Origin of the sequence: Rhabdaerophilum sp. SD176 (assembly GCF_030143245.1) — a bacterium.
GTDB lineage: Bacteria > Pseudomonadota > Alphaproteobacteria > Rhizobiales > Beijerinckiaceae > Rhabdaerophilum.
On the sequence record NZ_JARJNS010000006.1, the window covers coordinates 229,468 to 250,516 of the forward strand.

20 protein-coding genes are annotated in these 21,049 nt (G+C 63.4%); 5 read left to right on the plus strand and 15 right to left on the minus strand.

Translation table 11 applies throughout. The features are described 5' to 3' along the window. Window positions 1–3: 3 nt before the first annotated feature. Complete coding sequence (gene chrA / locus P0652_RS15545; protein WP_284179773.1) at window positions 4–1,392, plus strand: chromate efflux transporter; 1,389 nt, start codon at window positions 4–6, stop codon at window positions 1,390–1,392. 55 nt (window positions 1,393–1,447) lie between these two features. Here the strand turns inward: chrA and P0652_RS15550 are convergent, their stop codons facing one another. After that, the gene (locus tag P0652_RS15550) at window positions 1,448–2,332 is read right to left on the minus strand and encodes a LysR substrate-binding domain-containing protein (RefSeq protein ID WP_284179774.1); all 885 of its coding nucleotides are present in this window, start codon (window positions 2,330–2,332) and stop codon (window positions 1,448–1,450) included. 295 nt (window positions 2,333–2,627) lie between these two features. On the opposite strand from P0652_RS15550, the gene P0652_RS15555 reads away from it, so the two are divergent. Beyond that, window positions 2,628–3,464, plus strand: coding sequence for a transketolase (locus tag P0652_RS15555; RefSeq protein ID WP_284179775.1), 837 nt, complete (start codon window positions 2,628–2,630; stop codon window positions 3,462–3,464). Beyond that, the gene (locus P0652_RS15560) at window positions 3,461–4,474 is read left to right on the plus strand and encodes a transketolase family protein (RefSeq protein WP_284179776.1); all 1,014 of its coding nucleotides are present in this window, start codon (window positions 3,461–3,463) and stop codon (window positions 4,472–4,474) included. The genes P0652_RS15555 and P0652_RS15560 overlap by 4 nt, the downstream gene beginning before the upstream one ends. A gap of 207 nt (window positions 4,475–4,681) precedes the next feature. Here P0652_RS15560 and P0652_RS15565 read toward each other — a convergent pair whose 3' ends face one another. Further along, window positions 4,682–5,458, minus strand: a complete 777-nt coding sequence (locus P0652_RS15565) for an acetolactate decarboxylase (RefSeq protein ID WP_284179777.1) — start codon at window positions 5,456–5,458, stop codon at window positions 4,682–4,684. Between the two features lie 86 nt (window positions 5,459–5,544). Between P0652_RS15565 and P0652_RS15570 the strand changes: the two genes are divergently transcribed. Continuing rightward, window positions 5,545–6,147, plus strand: coding sequence for a Crp/Fnr family transcriptional regulator (locus P0652_RS15570; protein ID WP_284179778.1), 603 nt, complete (start codon window positions 5,545–5,547; stop codon window positions 6,145–6,147). Window positions 6,148–6,225: 78 nt separating this feature from the next. Here P0652_RS15570 and P0652_RS15575 read toward each other — a convergent pair whose 3' ends face one another. The 12 genes from P0652_RS15575 to P0652_RS15630 form a co-directional block, all read right to left on the minus strand. Then, entirely contained in the window at window positions 6,226–9,435 is a 3,210-nt protein-coding gene (locus P0652_RS15575; protein ID WP_284179779.1) for an efflux RND transporter permease subunit, read from the minus strand. After that, complete coding sequence (locus P0652_RS15580) at window positions 9,432–10,400, minus strand: efflux RND transporter periplasmic adaptor subunit (protein ID WP_284179780.1); 969 nt, start codon at window positions 10,398–10,400, stop codon at window positions 9,432–9,434. The genes P0652_RS15575 and P0652_RS15580 overlap by 4 nt, the downstream gene beginning before the upstream one ends. 17 nt (window positions 10,401–10,417) lie before the next feature. Then, complete coding sequence (locus tag P0652_RS15585; protein WP_284179781.1) at window positions 10,418–10,621, minus strand: YgaP family membrane protein; 204 nt, start codon at window positions 10,619–10,621, stop codon at window positions 10,418–10,420. Between the two features lie 165 nt (window positions 10,622–10,786). Then, window positions 10,787–11,269, minus strand: coding sequence for a YaiI/YqxD family protein (locus tag P0652_RS15590; protein ID WP_284179782.1), 483 nt, complete (start codon window positions 11,267–11,269; stop codon window positions 10,787–10,789). A 93-nt stretch (window positions 11,270–11,362) separates the two neighbouring features. After that, the gene (locus P0652_RS15595; protein ID WP_284179783.1) at window positions 11,363–12,661 is read right to left on the minus strand and encodes an SAM-dependent methyltransferase; all 1,299 of its coding nucleotides are present in this window, start codon (window positions 12,659–12,661) and stop codon (window positions 11,363–11,365) included. Between the two features lie 244 nt (window positions 12,662–12,905). Then, window positions 12,906–13,769, minus strand: a complete 864-nt coding sequence (locus P0652_RS15600) for a cobalamin B12-binding domain-containing protein (RefSeq protein ID WP_284179784.1) — start codon at window positions 13,767–13,769, stop codon at window positions 12,906–12,908. Between the two features lie 266 nt (window positions 13,770–14,035). Then, on the minus strand, window positions 14,036–14,245 hold the full coding sequence (locus P0652_RS15605; RefSeq protein WP_284179785.1) for a cold-shock protein: 210 nt from the start codon (window positions 14,243–14,245) through the stop codon (window positions 14,036–14,038). Between the two features lie 391 nt (window positions 14,246–14,636). Next, window positions 14,637–14,987, minus strand: a complete 351-nt coding sequence (locus P0652_RS15610; RefSeq protein WP_284179786.1) for a nitrile hydratase accessory protein — start codon at window positions 14,985–14,987, stop codon at window positions 14,637–14,639. Beyond that, window positions 14,984–15,643, minus strand: coding sequence for a nitrile hydratase subunit beta (gene nthB, locus P0652_RS15615; RefSeq protein WP_284179787.1), 660 nt, complete (start codon window positions 15,641–15,643; stop codon window positions 14,984–14,986). The genes P0652_RS15610 and nthB overlap by 4 nt, the downstream gene beginning before the upstream one ends. Beyond that, entirely contained in the window at window positions 15,640–16,305 is a 666-nt protein-coding gene (nthA, locus tag P0652_RS15620) for a nitrile hydratase subunit alpha (protein ID WP_284179788.1), read from the minus strand. Before nthA ends, nthB begins: the two co-directional genes overlap by 4 nt. A gap of 293 nt (window positions 16,306–16,598) precedes the next feature. Beyond that, window positions 16,599–18,188, minus strand: a complete 1,590-nt coding sequence (locus P0652_RS15625) for a gamma-glutamyltransferase family protein (RefSeq protein WP_284179789.1) — start codon at window positions 18,186–18,188, stop codon at window positions 16,599–16,601. Between the two features lie 246 nt (window positions 18,189–18,434). Continuing rightward, window positions 18,435–19,664: an amidohydrolase family protein gene (locus tag P0652_RS15630; protein WP_284179790.1), complete on the minus strand. Its 1,230-nt coding sequence runs from the start codon at window positions 19,662–19,664 to the stop codon at window positions 18,435–18,437. Between the two features lie 93 nt (window positions 19,665–19,757). Here P0652_RS15630 and P0652_RS15635 point away from each other — a divergent pair, with 93 nt between their 5' ends. Beyond that, on the plus strand, window positions 19,758–20,180 hold the full coding sequence (locus P0652_RS15635) for a nuclear transport factor 2 family protein (RefSeq protein ID WP_284179791.1): 423 nt from the start codon (window positions 19,758–19,760) through the stop codon (window positions 20,178–20,180). On the opposite strand, the gene P0652_RS15640 is transcribed toward P0652_RS15635, so the two are convergent. Continuing rightward, a complete protein-coding gene (locus P0652_RS15640; protein ID WP_284179792.1) occupies window positions 20,170–20,916 on the minus strand; it encodes a GntR family transcriptional regulator in 747 nt (248 codons plus the stop codon). The genes P0652_RS15635 and P0652_RS15640 overlap by 11 nt on opposite strands. Window positions 20,917–21,049 lie beyond the last annotated feature (133 nt).

Below are 21,049 nucleotides of genomic sequence, written 5' to 3' on the forward strand. Positions count from 1 at the left end.
GCGATGAACAATCCGTCCTCTGACCCGGTGCCGGCAGGGCACCCCACGTTCCATGAAGCACTCGCTGTCTGGATCAGGATCGGACTGTTGAGCTTCGGAGGCCCTGCCGGGCAGATCGCCCTGATGCACCGCATGCTCGTCGAGGAGAAGCGTTGGATCTCGGAAGCCCGCTTTCTCCATGCACTCAACTACTGCATGTTGTTGCCCGGGCCCGAGGCACAGCAGCTGGCGACTTATATCGGCTGGCTGCTGCACGGCGTGCGTGGCGGCATCGTCGCCGGAACCCTGTTCGTCCTGCCCGGGTTCTGTGTCATTCTTGCGCTTTCGACGGCCTATGCGCTCTATCAGGAGACTGCATGGCTCGGCGCGCTGTTCTTCGGACTGAAAGCCGCTGTGCTGGCGGTGGTTATCGAGGCGGTGATCCGGGTCGGCAAGCGGGCTCTGAAAAATCGGGTGATGTTGGCGATCGCTGTGCTTGCCTTCGTGGCGATCTTTGCTTTCCGCTTGCCGTTTCCGGTCATTATCGCCGCAGCAGCGCTTGCGGGCTGGCTCGGCGCGCGCTTCCGCCCGGACATCTTCATGGCGCAGGGCCATGGCGGCAAAAGCGATGGCGGTATCGTGGATGGTCTCGCCGCGAGGGCACCCGCGACGGATCTCGGCCTGAAACGTGCCCTCACGGTGATCGTCCTCTGCGGCGCGCTCTGGGTTGCCCCGGTCCTGCTGCTGGGCCTGATTCTGGGATGGAAGACCGTCTTCACGCCGATCGCCACCTTCTTCTCGACCATGGCTGTCGTGACCTTCGGCGGCGCCTATGCCGTGCTGGCCTATGTGGCACAGCAGGCGGTCGAGACCTATCAATGGCTCAAGCCTGGCGAAATGCTGGACGGGCTTGCGCTGGCGGAAACGACGCCGGGCCCGTTGATCCTCGTCCTCGTCTATGTCGGCTTTCTCGCAGCGTTTCGCGACCCCGGAACGCTGTCGCCGCTCATGGCAGGCGTGATGGGAGCAACGCTGACGACCTGGGTCACTTTTGTGCCCTGCTTTCTCTGGATCTTCCTTGGCGCCCCCCATATCGAGCGCCTCGCCGGCAACCGGGCCCTTTCCGGTGCCCTGAGTGCGGTGACCGCAGCGGTCGTCGGCGTGATCCTCAATCTCGCGATCTGGTTCGGGCTGCATACCCTGTTCGGGAAAGTCGCAACGCTCCGGGCCGGCCCGCTCGACATGCCCTGGCCGGAGGCTGCCAGCCTCGATCCTGCCGCGGCCTTCGTGTCTTTGGTTGCCATGCTCGCGCTGTTCCGGTTCAGGCTCGGGATGATCCCGACGCTCGCCTTGTGCGGGGCGATCGGGCTGGGCTGGCGCGCGCTGTCCGGCTCGGTCATGGGCCCGATCTGACATGGTGCCCGGCAACCCAACGACCTTTCCGCGAGACTGCCGGGCGCCGTGCTCCCTAGCCGGGCAGCGCCAGTTCGGTTGCCAGCCAGCCCGAAAAGATCTTGAGCAGGCTGCCCTGCCGCGTCTCGCGTGGATAGACGAGCGTGTGACCGACATAGGTGATGTCGACGGATTTTCCGGCCAAAGGCGCGACGAGGCGGCCGCTCGCCAGTTCCCTGCTGGCCAGCAAGGTCGATTCAAGGGCCACGCCGAGCCCGTCGGCGGCCACGGCGAGCGCGAGGAAACTCCTGTCAAACCGGAGCGTGTGATTCAGCGCCGGGTTCAGGCCATTGGCATCAAACCAATGCGGCCAACGGACCTGCTTGTTGTCACTCAGGATGAGGTTGCATTCCAGCAGATCACGGGGCGCGTTGATCCGGCTGGCGATTTCCGGTGAACAAAGCGGCGTGACAGTCTCGCTCACCAGCGGAATGGCGACCACGCCCGGCGCGTGAACCGGGCCGTAGACGATATCGGCATCGAAATCATCTGTCGTGAAGCGGGAATAATCGGCGCCGGCCGACAACCGGACCTCGATGCCCGGATGCGCCGCCAGAAATTGCGGCAGCCGCGGCGCAAGCCAGGCATAGGCAATGGACGGGGCCGAGTGAAGGCGCAGGACCCGCTTGCCCTGTCGCGTGGCGACCATGTCGAACCCGCGCCTGAGTTCGTCGAAAGCCGCGATGACGTGGCGCATGAAGACTTCGCCGCTCACTGTCAGTCGAACGTTTCGTCCCGCCTTTTCCAGAAGCTGGACATTCATCGACTGTTCGAGAGACTTGATCGCATGGGAAATGGCGCTCTGGGACAGGTTCAACTCGGCCGCAGCGGCCTTGTGGGATCCCCGACGGGCAACGGCCTCGAAGATGCGAAGGGCCGGAAGTGAAATCCTGCTGAGCATCACGATTGATCCCTGCTCACGTGTTGGGCCGAATGCCGAAGAGCCATTGGAAAGCAGGCGTTTCCGGCCTAATATTTGAAGAGAATTCCTGAAGCTTCCGCTAGATACTTGAATGATTTTCATGTCAAAATGAAAAATCACCGTTTGTAAAGACGGGCCAATCGCGGTTTCCTGACTGGCAAGGATATCCTGCGCCAGAAGCGGGATCGGCAAGGGAAACGCACCATGCACCTTGATGGACATTCCGTCGCCGTCACCGGCACGGTCATCGATGCCAACCCAGACAAGGTGATCCATGGCTGAGCTGCCCAACAAGTCGCTGGCCGACCGGGCCTATCACATCCGCCGCAACGCGGTGCTGATGGGCGAGGTACAGGGTCAGGGCTATATCGCGCAGGCACTGGACATCGCGGATGTGCTCGCCGTCGCCTATTTTCATGCGATGCGCTATCGGCCGGAGGAACCGGAATGGGAAGGGCGCGACCGCTTCCTGCTGTCCAACGGCCATTATGCAATCGCGCTCTACGCTGCATTGATCGAGGCCGGAATCATCCCCGAGAGCGAACTGGAAACCTACGGCTCGGATGACAGCCGCCTGCCAATGAGCGGCATGGCGCAATATACACCGGGCATGGAAATGTCCGGCGGCTCGCTCGGCATCGGCCTGTCCATAGCGGTCGGGAAATGCCTGGGCCTTAAGCGCAAGGGCTCGTCAAGCTTTGTCTATACCCTGTTCTCGGATGGCGAACTGGATGAGGGCTCGGTCTGGGAGGCCATCCTGTCGGCAGCCCATCACAGGCTCGATAACCTGATCGCGATTGTCGACATCAACAACATGCAGGCCGACGGTCCCTCGACACAGATGATGGGTTTCGAGCCCCTCATGGAAAAGCTCGAGGCGTTCGGCTGGTTCACCCAGCGGATTGACGGGAATGATCTCGGTGCGGTGGTGGCGGCCTTCGACGCGGCGAAAGCCCATCAGGGTCCGCAGCCCCGCATGATCATCGCAGATACGCTGATGGGCAAGGGCGTACCCTTCCTCGAAACGCGCGACAAGAGCCACTTCATCCGCGTCGATCCCCATGAATGGCAACTTGCCCTGCAGGCGCTGGACGCCGGGAGGACGGCATGAAACCGAAATTCACGCCCCCGGCACCCGGCAAGCCGCGCCTGACCACCTCGGCAATGATCGCCTCGATTGCCGCCGAAGGCCAGGCCACCAAGCCGGCCCCGTTCGGGCATGCGCTGGTCGAACTCGCCGGAGCCCGCCCTGATATCGTGGGGATGACGGCCGATCTCGGCAAATACACGGACCTGCATATTTTCGCGAAGGCCTATCCGGACCGGTTCTACCAGATGGGCATGGCGGAACAGCTGCTCTTCGGTGCCGCCGGCGGGCTGGCCTCGGAAGGGTTCACGCCGTTTGCGACCACCTATGCCGTGTTTGCCTCGCGCCGCGCCTATGACTTCATCCACCAGACCATCGCCGAGGAAGACCGCGACGTGAAGATCGTCGCGGCCTTGCCCGGGCTCACTTCCGGCTATGGACCGAGCCACCAGGCCGCCGAAGACCTCGCCCTGTTCCGGGCCATGCCGAACATGGTGGTGGTCGATCCCTGCGATGCCCTGGATACCGAGCAGGCAACCGCCGCCATCGCCGCCCACAAGGGCCCGGCCTATATGCGCCTGCTGCGGGGGAACGTGCCGCTGGTGCTGGACGCGTACGATTACCGCTTCGAACTGGGCAAGGCCAAGGTCATCCGTGAAGGGCGTGATGTCCTTGTGATTTCCTCCGGCATTCTCACGATGCGGGCGCTGGAAGCCGCAAAGCTGCTCGACAGCGACAATATCAGCCTCGGTGTGCTGCATTGCCCGACCATCAAGCCGCTGGATGTCGAGACAATCCGCCGCGAAGCCGCGAAGTCCGGCCGCCTTGTGGTCGTGGCCGAGAACCATACGGAGATCGGCGGTCTCGGCGAAGCGATCGCGCGGGACCTGATGCTGTCGGGCATCCACCCGACCTTCCGCCATATCGCCCTGCCGGACGAATTCCTCGGAGCGGGGGCGCTGCCGACCCTGCATGACCGCTATGGCATCTCCACCGAGGCCATCACCGCCTCCATCAAGGGCTGGCTTGGCTGAAAGCCGGGCATTTACTGCTGGTGCTGCCCGGAATGTGCCAAACCAGCTCCGCAACAGTCCATTGCGTCGGACGCAGCTGACGACGAAACCGGTCACGGATGATCCATCCGAACAGGCAGTCGTCAGGGTCGTAGTCCTGTGCGGAGCAGTCGACATTGCGCGAACAGGGTGCCCTGAGAGGTCGGCCCCGGTTGAGGATTGGACAGGTCAGTCCTTGGGCAAGAGCAGTTCTGCACCCTTTTCCATGCCAAAGGCATCGAGATGGGCTGTCCGGGTGCGGGCCACGTCGATCCAATGGAAATGGAACAATTCACCGGGGTGGGTCAGAACACCATGCATCGTCGAGGGCGCATAAATCCCGACGACATCACCCGCAATCTGCGCATGGCTGAACTCATCCTGCCTGGCCATGTGGACCTTCGAACCATGCCCTGTGAAGCCATCATTCGGCGCCTCGATCACGTGCATGGCAACGTCAACAAGCATACCCTTCAGGCGCAACGGGAAGGGCTTGTCCAGGTCGATGCCCTTCGCCCTGGCTTGGGTGCTGATGAACTCCTCCAGCGATTTTCCGGCCATCCGCTCCGGGAAGCGGATCGGGGCGTGCCAGTTCCTGACCTGCCCCGTACCAAGAAGGGCAGCCGTCTCGAGATGGGGTAGCGGGCATTGCCCCTTGCAGCCGCCGCCATAGGACACAATGGCGAGACCATCGATAAGGCTGATCTCGCCACGAAGCCCGGAAACCGCGCCGACGCCATCCGTCAGGCCCATGGCCTTGGCCTCGCCGAGGCTGACCTTGGGGGAATAGTCCTGCTTCTGCATGAAGAGTCGGAACGCACCATAGGCCCGGACCTGAAAGCTGCCCATCGGCTCGGCTGCCTTGCCCGGCGGACCGTGGGTGCTTGCGCCGGAATGAGCGGGCTGACCGGCGGTCGGTCCCGCGATCAGAAGGCCGGACAGGACGAGAGCGTAACCCAGACGCATATTGGCAAGTCTCCATGAAGCCACATGTCAATAGCCAGGATCGCCGCTCGTCAGTATGATCCCGATCATATTGGATAGGAGTGTCCGTGGAATCCGCCAGCCTGCTCACCACCATTCTCGAGACCTCGACGATGAACGGCATTGAGCGGATCTTTGCCAAGGGCGAGCGGCTCTTTTCACGCGGGGACGCGCCGCGTTTCATGTTCTGGGTGCAATCGGGCGAGGCACGCCTTGTCCGCACATCGTCCATGGGCAGCGAGATTGTCTACCAGCGCACGCGGTCCGGATTTCTGGCTGAAGCGAGCCATGACCAGAAAGCCTATCATTGCGACGGCGTTGCTGCGATGACCACCCGCGTTCAGGCAGTACCGATTGGCCTGTTCCGCACCGCGATCACCCGGCCCGAGGTTCAGACTGTCTGGATCCGGCATCTTGGTCGGGAATTGCGGAGGGTTCGCGCCCATGCCGAACGCCTGTCCCTCCGTTCCGCCGAAGATCGGATCATCCATTTCATCGAGACCGAGGGAATCCACGGAGAGCTGATCCTGTCCCAGTCGAAAAAGAGCTGGGCGTCAGAAATGGGGCTGTCGCATGAAGCGCTCTATCGTGTGCTACGCTCGATGGCAGATCGCGGCAAACTCACCGTATGCGGGTCTTCCCTTCAGCTAAAGGCCACCCTCCACTCTTGAACTTGGACGCGGACCATGCCGGTCTTGTTCTCCCGTCATGGTCAGCCCGGTTGTACCGCCTTGAGTGGAAAGCTCCCCTCAGGCCGCTTTCGGGCCTCGCAGCACGAGATAGATCGCGGGGATGACCAGCACCGTCAGCAGGGTCGACGAGGCGAGCCCGAAGAGCAGCGAGATCGCAAGGCCCTGGAAGATCGGGTCTGTCAGGATGGTGATCGCCCCGATCATCGCCGCCAGAGCGGTAAGCAGGATCGGCTTGAAACGGATTGCACCGGCCTCGATCAGCGTTTTCACCAGCAGAGTATCGGGACGTCTTGCGTGGCGGATGAAATCCACCAGCAGGATGGAGTTCCGGACGATAATCCCGGCCAGGGCGATGAAGCCGATCATCGAGGTGGCCGAGAACGGTGCGCCGAAAGCCCAGTGCCCAAAGAGAATGCCGATGAAGGTCAGCGGGATCGGCGTGAGGATCACCAGCGGAACCTTGAAGGAGCCGAACTGGGCAACCACGAGAATATAGATGCCCAGCAAGGCCACGGCGAAGGCCGCGCCCATGTCGCGGAACGTCACCCAGGTGACCTCCCACTCGCCTTCCCAGAGGAGCGTGGTCTTCGACAGGTCATCCGGCTGGCCGTTGAGGCGGATTACCGGTTTCGGCAGGGTGCCCCAATCGGCCTTGTCCATCGCCCGCTGCACGGCAAGCATGCCATAGAGCGGGGCCTCGAACGCGCCGGCGAGTTCCGCTGTTACCATCTCGGCCGGGCGGCCATTGCGCCGGAAGATCGGGAAGGAGGCCTTCTCGCTCACGATGCGCGTGACATCGCCGAGTTCCACGGTCGAGCGATCACCGGGCAGGAGGTTCGCCGGCACGGGAATGGCGAGCGCGCGCTCATCCAGCACCATGCTTCCCTTCGATAACCCGAGCCGGATCGGAATGGGCTGCCTGCCCTGCCCGCGATGGGAATACCCCACGACCTGACCGCCGAAATACAGGCGGATGGTTTCGTAGATGTCGCGTTGCTCGACCTTGAAGAATTCGAGCTGATCCTCCGCGATGGCAAGGCGCTTCTGCTCGGCGCGGATGCCGAAGCTGTCATCGATATCGACAATGAAGGGCACGCTCCGGAAGATATCGCGCAGCTTGGTGGCCACGGCGCGGCGCGTTTCGGGATCGGGGCCGTAGATCTCGGCAAGCAGGGTGGCGAGCACCGGCGGTCCGGGCGGGGGTTCAACCACCTTGACCCGCGCGCCATCCGGCAGGCCGGCCTGCGCAAGACGCTGGCGCAGCTCAAGCGCAATGGCATGGCTAGCCCGGGTGCGAGCGGATTTTGCCTTCAGGTTCACCTGAAGGTCGCCCATCTGCGGCTCGGTGCGCAGGTAGGCATGGCGCACGAGGCCGTTGAAATTGAAGGGCGCGGCAGTGCCGGCATGGCTTTGCAGGCTCTCCACCTCGGCAACCGGCCGGATGGCCTCGGCAATCCGCTGGAGAACGCGGTCCGTCTCCTCCACCGAGGCGCCGCGGGGCAGATCAAGCTGCACGGCGAGTTCGGGCTTGTCGTCGAAGGGCAGCAGTTTCACGGTCACATGCTGGGTGTAGAACAAGGCCAGCGAACCGAGGGTCGCGACACCAACCATCAGCAGGAAAATCCACGCCTTGCGTTTCGTCGCCAGGATGGGTGTGGCCATTGCGGTGTACAGCGCGCCCAGCCGGCCGCCCTCCGCATGGCCCTCGCCAGCGGGCGCATGATGGGAAGCGCCAAGCTTCATCATCAGCCATGGCGTGACCATCACTGCGACAAAGAACGAGAAGATCATCGCCGCCGAGGCATTGGCAGGGATCGGGCTCATATAGGGGCCCATCAGCCCGGACACGAAGAGCATAGGCAGCAGCGCTGCAACCACGGTCAGCGTGGCGACAATCGTGGGATTGCCCACCTCGGCCACGGCATCCACCGCCGCTTCCGCGCGGGAGCGGCCATCACCCATCGCCCAGTGGCGCGCGATATTCTCGATCACGACAATCGCGTCATCAACGAGGATGCCGATGGAGAAGATGAGCGCGAACAGGCTCACCCGGTTCAGCGTGTAGCCCATGATCCAGGCAGCGAAGAGCGTCAGCAGGATCGTGACCGGGATGACGATCGCCACGACCATCGCCTCGCGCCGGCCGATGGCGAACCAGACGAGCGCAACGATGGAGAGCGTTGCGAGCCCGAGATGGAAGAGCAGTTCATCGGCCTTCTCCTTGGCCGTTTCGCCATAATCACGCGTGATATGGAGCGAAAGATCCGCCGGAATGACATTGCCTTTCAGCTTTTCGGCGGACGCAATCACCGCATGTGCGATCGTCACCGCATTGGCGCCCGCGCGCTTTGCAATGGCGAGCGAAACGGCTGGCGCGCGCTCGAAGCTGCCATCGGCCTTCCGGGCGAGATGGGCTACACGCGCTTCCTTGGTATCGGTGGCGAGCGAAACGTCGGCGACATCGCGCAGATAGACCGGGCGGCCATCGCGGGTCGTGATGGTGAGGTTGCCGATCTCCTCGATCGAAGCGAGGGTCTGCCCGGCCATCAGCGCGATCTGCTGGCCCTTGTCGCGGATTTGCCCGGCGGGAAAGGCGCGGTTCGCGCCTTCGATCTTTGCCGCCAGCGCCTGAAGGGTCAGGCCTGCTTTCGCCAGCCGCTCCGGATCTGGTGCGATGCGGATTTCCTCGGGCTGTTCGCCCACGAGATAGGTGAGCCCGACATTCTCGACGCGGGCAATCTCCACGCGTACCTCGCGCATCACTCGCGAGAGGTCATTCGGCGTCCAGCGATGCGCGGCCTCGGGCTTCGGCGTGAGCGTGAGGACCACGATCGCCACATCATCGATACCCCGCCCGACAACCAATGGCTCGGGAATGCCAACGGGAATCCGGTCCATATTGGCGCGGATCTTTTCGTGAACCCGCAGGATCGCGGCATCCGACGGCGTTCCGACGAGAAAGCGGGCCGTGACCATTGCGCCATTGTCGCGGGTCTGGCTGTAGACATGCTCCACGCCGGCGATCGACTTGACGATGGTTTCGAGCGGCTCCGTCACGAGCTTCACGGCATCTTCTGCGGAAAGCCCTTCTGCGCGCAGATGGATATCCACCATCGGCACCGAGATCTGCGGCTCTTCCTCGCGCGGGAGAGCGCCCAATGCCACGAGCCCCAGCGCCAGGGCCGCCACCAGGAAAAGTGGCGTGAGCGGCGATGCGATGAACGCGCGGGTGAGAAAGCCTGCAAGGCCGGGAGAAGCGGGCGTCACGGCGTCACCACCCGGTCACCGGCCTCCAGGCCTGTCAGAACCTCAACGCGGCTGCCGGGGATTTCCTGCCCGAGAACCACCAGCACCTGCCGCAGGCCGTTCGGGCCCTTCACAGAAATGAAGTCAAGGCCAGAGCGGGTATTCACAGCGGCCCTGGGCACCAGAAGCGCCATGCGCTCGCCGACGGGCACATCCGCCAGAACGCGCGCGCCGACAAAGAAGTCCCCGATGCTTGCGAGTTCCACATCCGCGATCACACGGCCATTCTCGATCTGCGGGAAAATCTTGACCAGCTTGCCCTCGGTGCGGGAACCGCCTTCGAGGGTGATCGGCACGGCAGCGCCAAGGCGCAATTGCGCGGCATGGCGTTCAGGCAAGGCGAGCCGCAGGAAAAAGCCGCCGCCGGCGATCAGGGCCACCTGTTCGCCGGGCATCACCACGGCGCCGCGCGTCACGGGCACTTTCAGCACCCGTCCGGCTACAGGCGCGAGCACCTCACCCTCCGAGGCCTGCTGGACGATGACGGCCTTGTCGGCCTCTGCCGCAGTGATCTGGTTCCGGATGATGTCCTGCTGCGTGCGCAGGGAATCGACCCGCTGCTGCGTGCCCGCGCCACGCTCGAGCAACGTTCGGGCACGCTCGTATTCGGCCTGCACATTGGCCTGTTCGGAGGCAAGCGCGCGGATCCGAGCCTCGGCCGCGCGCAATTGCAGCGCCAGCTTGTCATCGATCACGGTTGCGATGGATTGCCCCTCGACAATGCGATCCCCTTCCGAGACGGACAGGAGCACCAAAGTTCCGCCGATGCGCGGGCGCGCCGGAATGACGTCCCGCGCCTCGATCCGCCCGACCACCGCTTTCGTTTCGATGATGCGCTGAGGCGCCAGTTCCAGCTCGGCCGCCATGGCGGGAGCCGCGGCGAGGCAGAACAGCAAAACACGGAGGAGAAAAGGACCGACCGGCATGTGCTCCTGATCCTTGTTCAGCGGAAGACGCTGCCGGCCTTCAAGCCAAGCTTCTTCAGGATGATCGCCGCCGGGCAGAAGCCGGTAAAGGCCGTCTGGAACAGGTTCGCGCCGACAAAGACGGTCAACAGCAAGAACCAGGGCGAGACGAAATGGGCCAGCGCGACGGAAGCCATGATCATGAGGCCGGCAAAGGCCATGACTGCGTTTTCAACCTGCATGGAAATCTCCTTGGGGTCAGTCGATGTCACATACATATTCATGTTTTTATATATATTCAAGTGTGAACTCGTTGCTGATCGAACGATCACGGCGATTCCGGGCTACAACGCCTTTGCCCAGCCATTCCTGGCCAACTGCCCTCCCCCGCGCAGTCGCGCCCCGGCTCAGGCCTCTGGTTTCAGACCGGCCCGCTTCAGCCGCACGATCGCCAGATCAAGCGCGGACAGGAAAGTCGAGCGGTCCTGTTTCGAGAAGGGACGCGGCCCGCCTGTGACCTGCCCGGTGGAGCGCAAATCATCCATGAGGTTGCGCGTTGCCAGCGCCATCCTGATCGATTGCTCGGAATGGGCGCGGCCATTCGGCGCGATGACATCCGCCCCGGCCTTGATGCACCGCGCCGCCAGCGGAACATCCGCCGTGATCACGACAATGCCGCGTCGGGCGCGTTCGGCGATATAGTCGTCGGCGACATCAAGCCCCGCGCCTACGACTACCCGCTCGATGAGCGGATCACGCGGAAGCTGCATGTAGCTGTTGGAGACCACGAATGTCCTGACGCCATGGCGGCCCGCGACCTTGTAGACCTCGTCCTTGACCGGGCAGGCATCGGCATCGATGAAAACGAGGATAGTCGGGGGCGTGTTCATGCCTTCCCGATGCGGGCCGAAAGGCGACCCGTCAAGCGGCTCCGCCGCGAAGCGGACTTGTACGTCGCGCGCAGAGCGCTCATGGTCCCGGCATCATCGATAGAGATCGGCCCGGCTGGGCGGCACATTGATGGACAGGGTATCGCCTTCGCGCGTCTTCCGCGAGGCCAGGGTCTGGAACAGGCTGAGTGACCCGCGGGAAAACGCCAGGCTCACCCCTGCGAGATAGGCCAGCCAGATCCGCGTCCGCTCCGGTCCGATCATCGCCTCGGCCTCGGCACGCCGCGCATGCAGCCTCTGGCACCAAAGGGCACAGGTGCGCGCATAATGCGGCCGCCACCCCTCGATATCGTGGACTTCGAAGCCATGGGCTTCCAGCATCGTCGTCGAATGCCCGATATGATCAACCTCACCGCCGGGGAAGATGTAGGAGGTCATGGCCTTGTATTCCGGCCGCATCCGGTGGAAGGCACGGTCGCTCCGGCGCCCACGTCGGGTAATCGCATGGTGCAGATAGAGCCCCCCCGGCTTGAGCAGCCGATGGACTGCGCTGAAATAGGTCGCATGGGCCTTGAACCCGACATGCTCGTACATGCCGATCGAGGCAATCTTGTCGAAACTGCCGGTCATCTCCTCGTAAGGCTTCAGTTCTAGCGTGACGAGGTGGTCCAGCCCGGCAGCAGTGACGCGCCGGCGTCCTTCCTCGATCTGCGCCGGGGAGAGCGTGACGCCGTGACCCTTTACGCCGTATTCCCGCGCGGCGTGAATCAACAGGGCGCCCCAGCCGCAGCCGATATCGAGCAGCGTCTCGCCGGGCCGGAGCCGCAGCTTGCGGCAAATCATGTCGATCTTGTCCAGCTGCGCCCGCTCGATATTGTCGTGCCATTCGGCGAAGTAGGCGCAGGTATAGACCATTCGCTCATCGAGAAAGAGCTGATAGAATTCGTTGGACAGATCGTAGTGGAATGGAATGTCGACGGCATTCGCCTTCGCCGCGTTCAGCGCCAACGGGCGCCCCTGTCCGTCAAACCCGCTGCCGGGCCGCATGCCCTTGCCGAAAGCAAGGGGCAGCGCGGCCCGGATCAACCGCATCAGCCCCATACGCCTGATGACCGCCTTCGGCTTTTCCGAAGGCCGCAGGGCAGCGAGATCGATAAAGGTACCGCCGCTCAGATCAACCGCACCGATGGCATAGCCCTTGAGCAGCGTATCGAGCCGCGGACGGCGCAGCAGGCTTGGCAGAAAACCGGGATCGCGCAGGTGCAGACGGAGTGTGGGATGGCGCAAAGTCGGCCCGAGCAGGATCGTGCTGCCATCCCAGAACTCGACAGGAATACCCAGCGGAAAGGCTTCGCCCAGAACCCGGAACACCCCCCGAGTTGGTTCGAGCACTTTGACGTCTGTGCTTTTCACCTGGCGTACCCACCCATTCCATGCCTGCGCTCGGACATATACTCATGAATCGCGTCACGTCATGAATATACGCTTGGGCGTGGATGCTCAACCCAGGCATGAACCACCCTCCCGGTGTTGATCTGCACGAGGCGACCAGCGCCGCTCTCGCCCCTGCCCGGAAAGCCTTCGAAGCCGCGTGCACGCGACGCTCTGGAGGTTGGCCCCAACTTGGCGCGTCACATCAGGCTGGCTGCATCCGGCGGGTGGCCCCGGTGGAATGCGCCTGCCAGTTGCGGGCGGCGCCAATGTCGAACAGCCTTTGCGCCACGAGAACGGCCGCCGGCGCATTGATTGCCGTAGCATCAGCACCGACTTCAGCGACGATTTCGGGATGTCCCGCAAAGGGCGGACCGCCGACCATGATGCCGATGGCGGGGTTGCAGGATTGCGACCGGATCGCCCGGATTGTGGAGACCAGCTGTGGAAGCTGGCTGGTTGAGCCAATCGTCAGGCCGGCAACCGCGAACCATTCTTGCGAAACCATCGCCTCAACCTGCTCGACCGACGCGCGATGGAGCGGGGTAACCGCCCATCCACCCGCATGGAGGAAGGTTTCAACCATCGTGATCCCGAGCGAATGCTTTTCATCGGCAAGCGTGACCATGAACACGGTACGCTTCTGGCTGAACTCGGGAACCGAATGGGAGTGGCTGCCCAAGGCGAGCAATTGCTGCAACCGCGCCACACCGTAGGTCACGTCGACGAAGCTGCATTCGTCATTGTCCCACATGGTTCCGAGGCAACGGGCGGCCGGCTCGAGCAAGGTGACGAACAAGTCTTCGACCGAATGGCCTGCCTGCTCCAGATGGCGGATGAAATCCGATGAAAGCTGGATGTTCGGATCCAGGACAAGGTGCGCCAGCTTTGCGATATCGCCGGCAGAGGGGTTCCGCGCAGCAACGGTATCGCCCCCGGCAGGGCGGGTATGCCGCTCGATCAGGCGCGGCACGATGTTGGTGTGAATGATCGAAGCCAGCCGCTCATGCGTCGACGGCACATCGATTTCCGAGAGCAGTTCTGCCGCGATGAACGGAGGCAAGACCATGGAAGCATCCCCACCCATGAAGCGCCCCTGTTTGCCAAGGATCGTCATTTCCATGAGCGAGACGAGTGTACGACCTGCGCGGCATCAATCAAGCCCGTGCGGTCAAAACACCGCAGGGGCAAACCGGCCTGCATTCCGGCCAATGTCCAGTGAGCCGGGCGCCAATGCGAAGCCGGCGGGAAACAAAAAGGCCGGGCTGGTGCCCGGCCTTCAAATTCGTTCGCTCCTGATCCAGCTCCCCAAGGGCGCCGGCGGGAACGAAATCGTTAGGCGGCGGCGAGGCGGTCGGCCGCCAGCTTGCCCGAACGATTGTCACGCATGGTTTCGAAAGAAATCTTCTGGCCTTCGTTTAGGCCATGCATGCCGGCGCGTTCGACTGCCGAAATATGGACGAACACGTCCGCGCTGCCATCATCCGGCTGGATGAAGCCGAAACCCTTGGTGGCATTGAACCATTTCACTGTGCCGGTGGTCATGAGAAACCCTCCTTCTTGGCAATAGAATTCCGCTCGCACGATTGTGCGTCGGGGTGCGATTTTCGAAAGGGAGGAGTTCGTCGGAAGCACGCCGAAGCGGCAGAAAACAAAGACCGGCCGAGCAAATATCGATAAACGCTCCTACAGATTTTATCAGGCCGTGACAAGCGATTTTACATTCATTCTGAGCAATATTTATTTCCCGTCGATTTCCAGAAATTCATCCATGACCGATTCCGGGGGATCGAAAATTTCCGGAATGCTTTTGCCTGCCGCATGACGCGCGCTGAAATGGATCGCGACCGGTGCCGATAGGGGTTGCTCGGCACAGTCAAGGGAAGAGCCGCTACCTTCCAGGCCGAAGCGTCAGTGCACGCCCGTCCAAAGGGGATCAGGCCTCGCTGTGGTCTCTTGCCTCACGACCGAGCTCGATCGGTTCGCCATGCGGCGTTGCGCGCGCGGCGCGGTCCCATGCTTCGCGACGGTCATCGAGTTCCGCCCAGGATGCGACGCCCTTTTCGGCCACGAGTGTTTCCAATGTGGCGAGCCAATGCTCGTAGTAGCGAGAGCCGTCATCTGCAGGACCGGCATTGGCAAGGGTCGCGCCGAGACGGGTGGCCCACTCGTCCCAGGTGAAGGCGCCACGCTCGTGAAGCGCCAGCGTCATGGCGAAAGCCTGGGCCTGCCACGGGGCGGAAAAGACCGGCTCATCCTCAGGCGTAAGCGATCTGGCGGTCGTCATGGCGCAAGCTCCAGATAACTCTCCCAGCAATTCAGCGAGACGGTGGCGGCAGAGGTTGTTTCCCCCCAGAGATCGCTGGCCTCGAAGGTGACGGTGTACATGTGCATGGCGCCATCCTCGCCGCCATGGGCGCGGATATCGGGAAAGACATGCGCGCCATGGTGGTCGGTTATGGTACCGATCCGCCCGCGTGCATAACGCGGCAGCCGCGTATGCCCCGGGGGATTGGCAAGACTGGTCACAATCCGGTCCCCGCAGGCGAAACGGGGCGCAACGGCGACGGGCCTGTCCGCAGGAGCGCCACGGAGCAGGACAGGGGCAACATCGCTCGCCGCGAGTTTGCGCGGCAGGGGCATTCCAGGTTGAGAGAGCTGCCCGGAATGTGTTTCCTCCGGCGATGCGAGGCCTTTTTCGACCAGAAGGCGCTCGAGCCCCGCGAGCCAGATCTCGTAGTAGCTCAGGGAGAGATATTCACCGGGCGGGCGGTCTTCCCGCGCGAAGCGGGACATATCGATGTTCCAGGCCCCGGTCGCCCCCATAGCCACGCTCATTGCCAGGACACGCTTCTCCCAGTCTCCATGGAAGACCGGCTCGTCACGTTCCGGGTTCACCGGACCGAAGCCGCCCATTCCGCCAAGATCATGCACGCCATTCATGGGCGGAGCCCCGGCGAGAGCGGCAGGCCGGTGCCGATCATGCTGTCCCGCGTGACCAGTCCGGCGAGTTGCTCCTCGGTCCAGCCGTCCGTGCCCTCGGGGCGCATCGGCAGCACGATGTAGCGCAGTTCGGAGTTGGAATCCCAGACATGGATCCGCGTGGCTTCCGGCAGGCTCAACCCGAAATCCGAGAGCACGCCGCGCGGATCGATCACCGCACGCGAGCGATACGGTGCCGATTTGTACCATACGGGCGGCAGGCCGAGGACCGGCCACGGATAGCACGAGCACAAGGTGCAGACGATCATGTGATGGTCGTCCGGGGTGTTCGCCTTCACGACCATATGCTCGCCGCCCCGGCCGGAATAGCCGAGTTCGGCAATCGCCGCCGTGCCATCCGCCAGAAGGCGCGCGCGATAATCCGGATCTGACCAGGCTTTCGCGACAACCCGCGCGCCGTTCCGGGGGCCGACGCGGGTTTCATAGGTTTCGACGATGGCATCGAGCGCGGAAGGATCGACATACCCCTTCTCGACAAGCAGCGATTCCAGTGCGCGGACCCGCAATTCCAACGGCGTCAGTTCCGAACCATGCTCGTGGTGATGGTGGTGGTCATGATGGTGGTGGCCATCATCATGATCGTGGTCATGCTTTCCGGACATGCGTGGTCGTCCCTCGTCTGCGTCCGCACCCAATATCCAAACCTAGCCCGCCATGGCGGCGAAAGCCAAGGGGCCGCGTGCAAGGCTGGGCGGCGGAAAACCGGGCTTTTGGGGGATAGGCGGCCGAACTGTTATCCCGCTTCCTGCCCCTAACGCTCGGGATCGAGCAATGAGCGCGGGATTGTGCTGCCGTTCGTGCAGAACCACCTCCCGACTGCCTCTCCCGCAGCATGAATGGCTGAAAAAGCGGCACGGCGCGCCAAAGGCCGAAAGACAGGCAGGACAACCGGAGGCTAGAACCCCGATGCTGCGCCATCGCTGCGTGGATCGGTCGCGCCTTCGAGCACGCCATCCAGGTGGCGGACAATCGCTCCGGCATGGCCCATCGTGCTGGTGAAGGGCTCCAGCAATTCGATATCGTGGCCGGCGGCGCGAAGCCGGGCGACGAGATCCGGGTCGAACCGGCTTTCCAGTTTCAGCGTCACCGAATTCTCGCCCCAGGTCTTGCCGAGCAGCCAGCGCGGCGCGGTGATCGCAGCCTGAAGGCCCTGGCCGAACATCGCGTAGCGCGTGAACAGGGCGCTCTGTGTCTGCGGCTGGCCCTCGCCTCCCATGGTGCCGTAGACCATGAGCCGGCCGTCATCGAGGCGTGCCATGGCCGGGTTCAGCGTGTGGAAGGGTTTCCGGCCCGGACCGATCCGGCGCGGCCCGTCGCCCTTGAGCAGGAAGCTCGCGCCGCGATTCTGCCAGACGAAGCCGGTCTGCGGCATCACGCAACCCGAGCCGAATTCGAAATAGATGCTCTGGATGAAGCTCGCGGCATTGCCCTGCCCGTCAATAGCGCCGAGCCAGACCGTATCGCCAGCCTCGGACGGGCGCGGCCAGCCGAGAGCGCGCTGCCGGTCAATGCGTGCGGCCAGCGCATCGAGCCGGTCCGCCTGCAGCCAGAGGGCCGGGTCTTCGGCCATGGATCCGGGGTCGCCGATGATGCGGTCGCGCACAAGGAAGGCCTGCTTCGTCGCCTCGACAAGGCCGTGAATGTGGTCGAAGCCCTCGGCCTCCGTCACGCCCAGCCGGTCGAACAGAGCGAGGATCATCAGCGAGGCAAGCCCTTGAGTCGGCGGCGGAAAATTGAAAAGCGACGCCCCCTTGACCGGCACTGAAAGAGCCTCCCGCCGGCTGGCGCGGTGGCGGGCGAGATCTTCCGCCGAAACCGGCGCACCCACGGCGGCAAGATCGGCGGCAATATCGCGCGCGAGGGCGCCGCGATAGAAACTGTCCGGCCCTTCGGTTCCGATGCGCTTCAACGTTGCCGCCAGCGCCGGGAAGGCCATCAGGCTGCCCTCGCGCGGCGGAGCGCCCCTCGGCATGAACGTGCTGGAAAAGCCCGGTGACGCCAGGAGTTCCGGCGCTTTGGCGGCGGTGAGTTCCTCCTGGCTGCGCGTCACGGCAAAGCCATGTTCGGCATGCCAGGCGGCCTCCTCCACGAGCCGGCTCATCGGCAACGTGCCACCCCATTCGCCCGAGATGGCATGGGCCTCGCCCCAGCCGGAAATCGTGCCGGCCACGGTATTGGCCGCCATGGGGCCACGCCACGGCACGGCATCGAAGCCATTTGCGGCATAGAGTTCAGGCGTGGCCGCGGCGGCAGCACCACCGCAGGCATCGATCGCCACCGGCGCCTTGCCCGGCTGCGCGACAAGCCAGAAACCGTCACCGCCGATCGCGGTCATGTGCGGATAAACCACCGCCAATGTAGCCGCCATGGCGATCGTCGCCTCGATCGCGTTTCCGCCCTCGCGCAGGATGCGCAGGCCGGCTTCGGAGGCGAGATGATGCGGGGAAGTGACCATCCCCCGGCGGGCACGTGGCGTATTCAGCATGGAATTCCCCTGTCGGCCCTGAAGCCAAGCACAATCCACGCCAACTAGACCCGAGATGGGGCCCCGGCGATGGGCGGCAAGAGCAAGAAATTCGTTCCTTTTCGAAAAGAAAGACAGGTGCCAGACATGGCATGGGCTGGTGGGGGCGCCAGTCATGCAATGACGGCCCGGTCCCTCGCCCGAGCGGGATACGCCATCGGCAGGGGAACCCTCCCTGCGACAGGGCAGCGGCCGGGCGACCCGTCTCTACGACGGCCGAAAAAGGCGCGGTCTCTGGCGCTCGAAGGTCATCCGGCCCTGCCGGAACCCCATCCATGCCGGCGCAATTTCGGCCAGAGCGGTAGTCAGGTCAGGGGCATCGAGCACGACGAGATCCGCCGGGTTGCCGACTTCGACCCCGTAATCGGGGAGATTCATCAATTGCGCCGGCAAGGACGTCACCATGTCGATGCAGCGCCCGAACTGTGCCGGCGGCACCTGCGCGACATTGGCGTAGAAATTCGCCATGCGGAGGAGCGAGACATCGCCGAAGGGCGTGAAAGGGTTGAGCACATTGTTTGTCGCCACCGAGCAAACCACCCCGAGATCGAGCAGCGTATGGGCTGGCGCGAGGCCCCGAGGTGGTGCGTTTACCCCCTTCTGGCTGGCGAGATACAGATCCGTGGCCGGCAGCACAGTGAGCGCGACGCCGCAATCCGCCATCCGTTTTGCCATAGCCTGGCGCTCGGCCTCGGGCATCATCGAGAGCTTTGTCACATGCCCAACGGCCACGCGCCCCTGCCAGCCCTGCCGCTCGGTCAGGCGACAGATCGTTGGCAAGTGCATCCAGCTCGGATCGAGATCGAAATCGAGGTGGAAATCCAGATCGACATCGAAGCGCCGGGCGAGATCGAACAGCCGCGTCATCTGCGCATCGGGGTCACTGTCTGTGTAGGGGCATCCGCCAAGCGCGTCCGCGCCCTTCTCAAGGGCCTCGACCAGAAGCTCGTCCGCTCCTGGATCGTTGGTGAGGCCCTCCTGGGGGAAAACGCAAATCGACAGATCAATCGCCCAGGCATAGTCGCGCTTCAGGGCCCGGATGGCTTCGAAGCTCCGCAGGCCGGCCCGGGGGTCAACCTCGACATGGGTCCGCATGCGCGTCGTTCCATGCTGGATGGCCTTTTCCAGCACGTTCGCGCCACGGGCATAGACATCCTCGAGAGTGAACTCGCGCTTCATTTGGCTGACAGCCCGGATCGCGACATCCAACCCGCCATGAATATGCGCGCACCGCCCCAGCAGGCAGGCCTTGTCGAGATGGATATGGGTATCGACAAAGCCAGGAAGGACAGCGCATCCCTGCAAGTCGACAACGGGGGCATCCGCGACGATCCGGCGCTCGATAGCCATGATTTGCCCCCTGGATACCGCGATATCCATGGGCTCGGCATGGCCCGCGAGGGAAGCATGGCGGAAGAGTTTATCGATCGATGTCATTGCGTGCTTTATCTGTATGCAGTTTGAAACAGGCAGCCGCACGAATTGCATGCATTTTGCATGCCGCCCTGCATCGTTTCACAGGAGATCCCCATGCCCGCCACTTCGCTCGCTGCTGCCTCGACCCCACCCGATCCTGCGGAGATCGTCCGCGCCTATCTCGAGGCGTCGATGATCCCCGACCCGGAGAAAGCGGCGATCTTCATGCGTCCGGGCACCCTTATCACCTTCACCGGGGGGCGCGAATTCTCGCACCCGCGCGAACCGGCAAGTTTCAATGCCATGCGCTATCGCTGGGTGAAGAAGCGAATGGACCGTTTCGATGTCTGCCCGGGCGAGGCGGAAACAATCGTCTACAGCATCGGAACGCTCTATGGCGAATGGCATGACGGCACACCCTTTGAAGGCAACCGCTATGTTGATCGATTCGTGGTGCGTGACGGGCAGATCGTGAAGATGGATGTCTGGAATGACAGTGCCGAGCGGATCCTCGTCCGGATGGACATCACCGCATGATGGCGCGCACGCGCGGCTGGCCTGCCGGCGCAACCGGAGCAGGCTCCGCATAGGGTGCGAGGATATCCATGATGTCCCGACCTCTCGGCTTGGCAGGCGCCACCAGCGCCCTGTCCGCGACGGCTTCGAGATGGTGATGCATGAGGTTCATGACATCATCGACCCGCCCGGCCTCCAGCGCATCAATCAGGGCACGATGCTCGGAAATTGCACAATCCGATGAATGGGGCCGGCTGAACGTGGCGAGGATCAGGCAGCAGCGATACGAGATTTCGCTGACATAGCGGATCAGGATCGGGCTCTCGGTCATCTCCGCCAGGAGGATGTGAAACTCGGTTGCGAGCCGGATCGACACCGTATCCGGACCGCCGCGCGCGCCATCCTCTGCATCGACATGGGCACGAAGCCGCGCGATCTGGCCGGCATCGAGCTGCCCTGCGAGCTGGCGGACAACCAGCCGCTCCAGCTCGATCCGGATGTCGAACGTATCCCGCGCCTCTTGCCAGCTCGGCGTGGCGACCACCGCAATACGGTTGCGCCGGAGTTCGACCAGCCCTTCGGCGGCCAATTGGCCGAGCGCATGGCGGGCGATGGTGCGGCTGGCGCCGAAACGCTCGCCCAGAGCATCTTCCGGCAGCTTCGTACCGGGTTTCAGCGCCTGTTCGATGATTGCGCGCCGCAAGGCCTGGCAGATGATGGCCGCCTTGTCCGGCTTGCTGTTCCTCGTGGGTGCCATGGCGATGCTATGCCTCTGTTTGCCCCGTCATACTCTCCTCCGGGCAGTGCATGCAATCCATGCTTCGTCAGGAGCCTTCCGCTGAACCAGGCTCCAGAACGAATGCAGATTGGCATTCCGATTGCATGCAGTT

What these genes read in the sequence shown, in the direction of transcription:
- chrA (WP_284179773.1), top strand. Translation starts at nt 4, where the DNA reads ATGAACAATCCGTCCTCTGACCCGGTGCCGGCAGGGCACCCCACGTTC.
- P0652_RS15550 (WP_284179774.1), bottom strand. Translation starts at nt 2,332, where the DNA reads ATGCTCAGCAGGATTTCACTTCCGGCCCTTCGCATCTTCGAGGCCGTT.
- P0652_RS15555 (WP_284179775.1), top strand. Translation starts at nt 2,628, where the DNA reads ATGGCTGAGCTGCCCAACAAGTCGCTGGCCGACCGGGCCTATCACATC.
- P0652_RS15560 (WP_284179776.1), top strand. Translation starts at nt 3,461, where the DNA reads ATGAAACCGAAATTCACGCCCCCGGCACCCGGCAAGCCGCGCCTGACC.
- P0652_RS15565 (WP_284179777.1), bottom strand. Translation starts at nt 5,458, where the DNA reads ATGCGTCTGGGTTACGCTCTCGTCCTGTCCGGCCTTCTGATCGCGGGA.
- P0652_RS15580 (WP_284179780.1), bottom strand. Translation starts at nt 10,400, where the DNA reads ATGCCGGTCGGTCCTTTTCTCCTCCGTGTTTTGCTGTTCTGCCTCGCC.
- P0652_RS15585 (WP_284179781.1), bottom strand. Translation starts at nt 10,621, where the DNA reads ATGCAGGTTGAAAACGCAGTCATGGCCTTTGCCGGCCTCATGATCATG.
- P0652_RS15590 (WP_284179782.1), bottom strand. Translation starts at nt 11,269, where the DNA reads ATGAACACGCCCCCGACTATCCTCGTTTTCATCGATGCCGATGCCTGC.
- P0652_RS15600 (WP_284179784.1), bottom strand. Translation starts at nt 13,769, where the DNA reads ATGGTCTTGCCTCCGTTCATCGCGGCAGAACTGCTCTCGGAAATCGAT.
- P0652_RS15605 (WP_284179785.1), bottom strand. Translation starts at nt 14,245, where the DNA reads ATGACCACCGGCACAGTGAAATGGTTCAATGCCACCAAGGGTTTCGGC.
- P0652_RS15610 (WP_284179786.1), bottom strand. Translation starts at nt 14,987, where the DNA reads ATGACGACCGCCAGATCGCTTACGCCTGAGGATGAGCCGGTCTTTTCC.
- nthB (WP_284179787.1), bottom strand. Translation starts at nt 15,643, where the DNA reads ATGAATGGCGTGCATGATCTTGGCGGAATGGGCGGCTTCGGTCCGGTG.
- nthA (WP_284179788.1), bottom strand. Translation starts at nt 16,305, where the DNA reads ATGTCCGGAAAGCATGACCACGATCATGATGATGGCCACCACCATCAT.
- P0652_RS15625 (WP_284179789.1), bottom strand. Translation starts at nt 18,188, where the DNA reads ATGCTGAATACGCCACGTGCCCGCCGGGGGATGGTCACTTCCCCGCAT.
- P0652_RS15630 (WP_284179790.1), bottom strand. Translation starts at nt 19,664, where the DNA reads ATGACATCGATCGATAAACTCTTCCGCCATGCTTCCCTCGCGGGCCAT.
- P0652_RS15635 (WP_284179791.1), top strand. Translation starts at nt 19,758, where the DNA reads ATGCCCGCCACTTCGCTCGCTGCTGCCTCGACCCCACCCGATCCTGCG.
- P0652_RS15640 (WP_284179792.1), bottom strand. Translation starts at nt 20,916, where the DNA reads ATGGCACCCACGAGGAACAGCAAGCCGGACAAGGCGGCCATCATCTGC.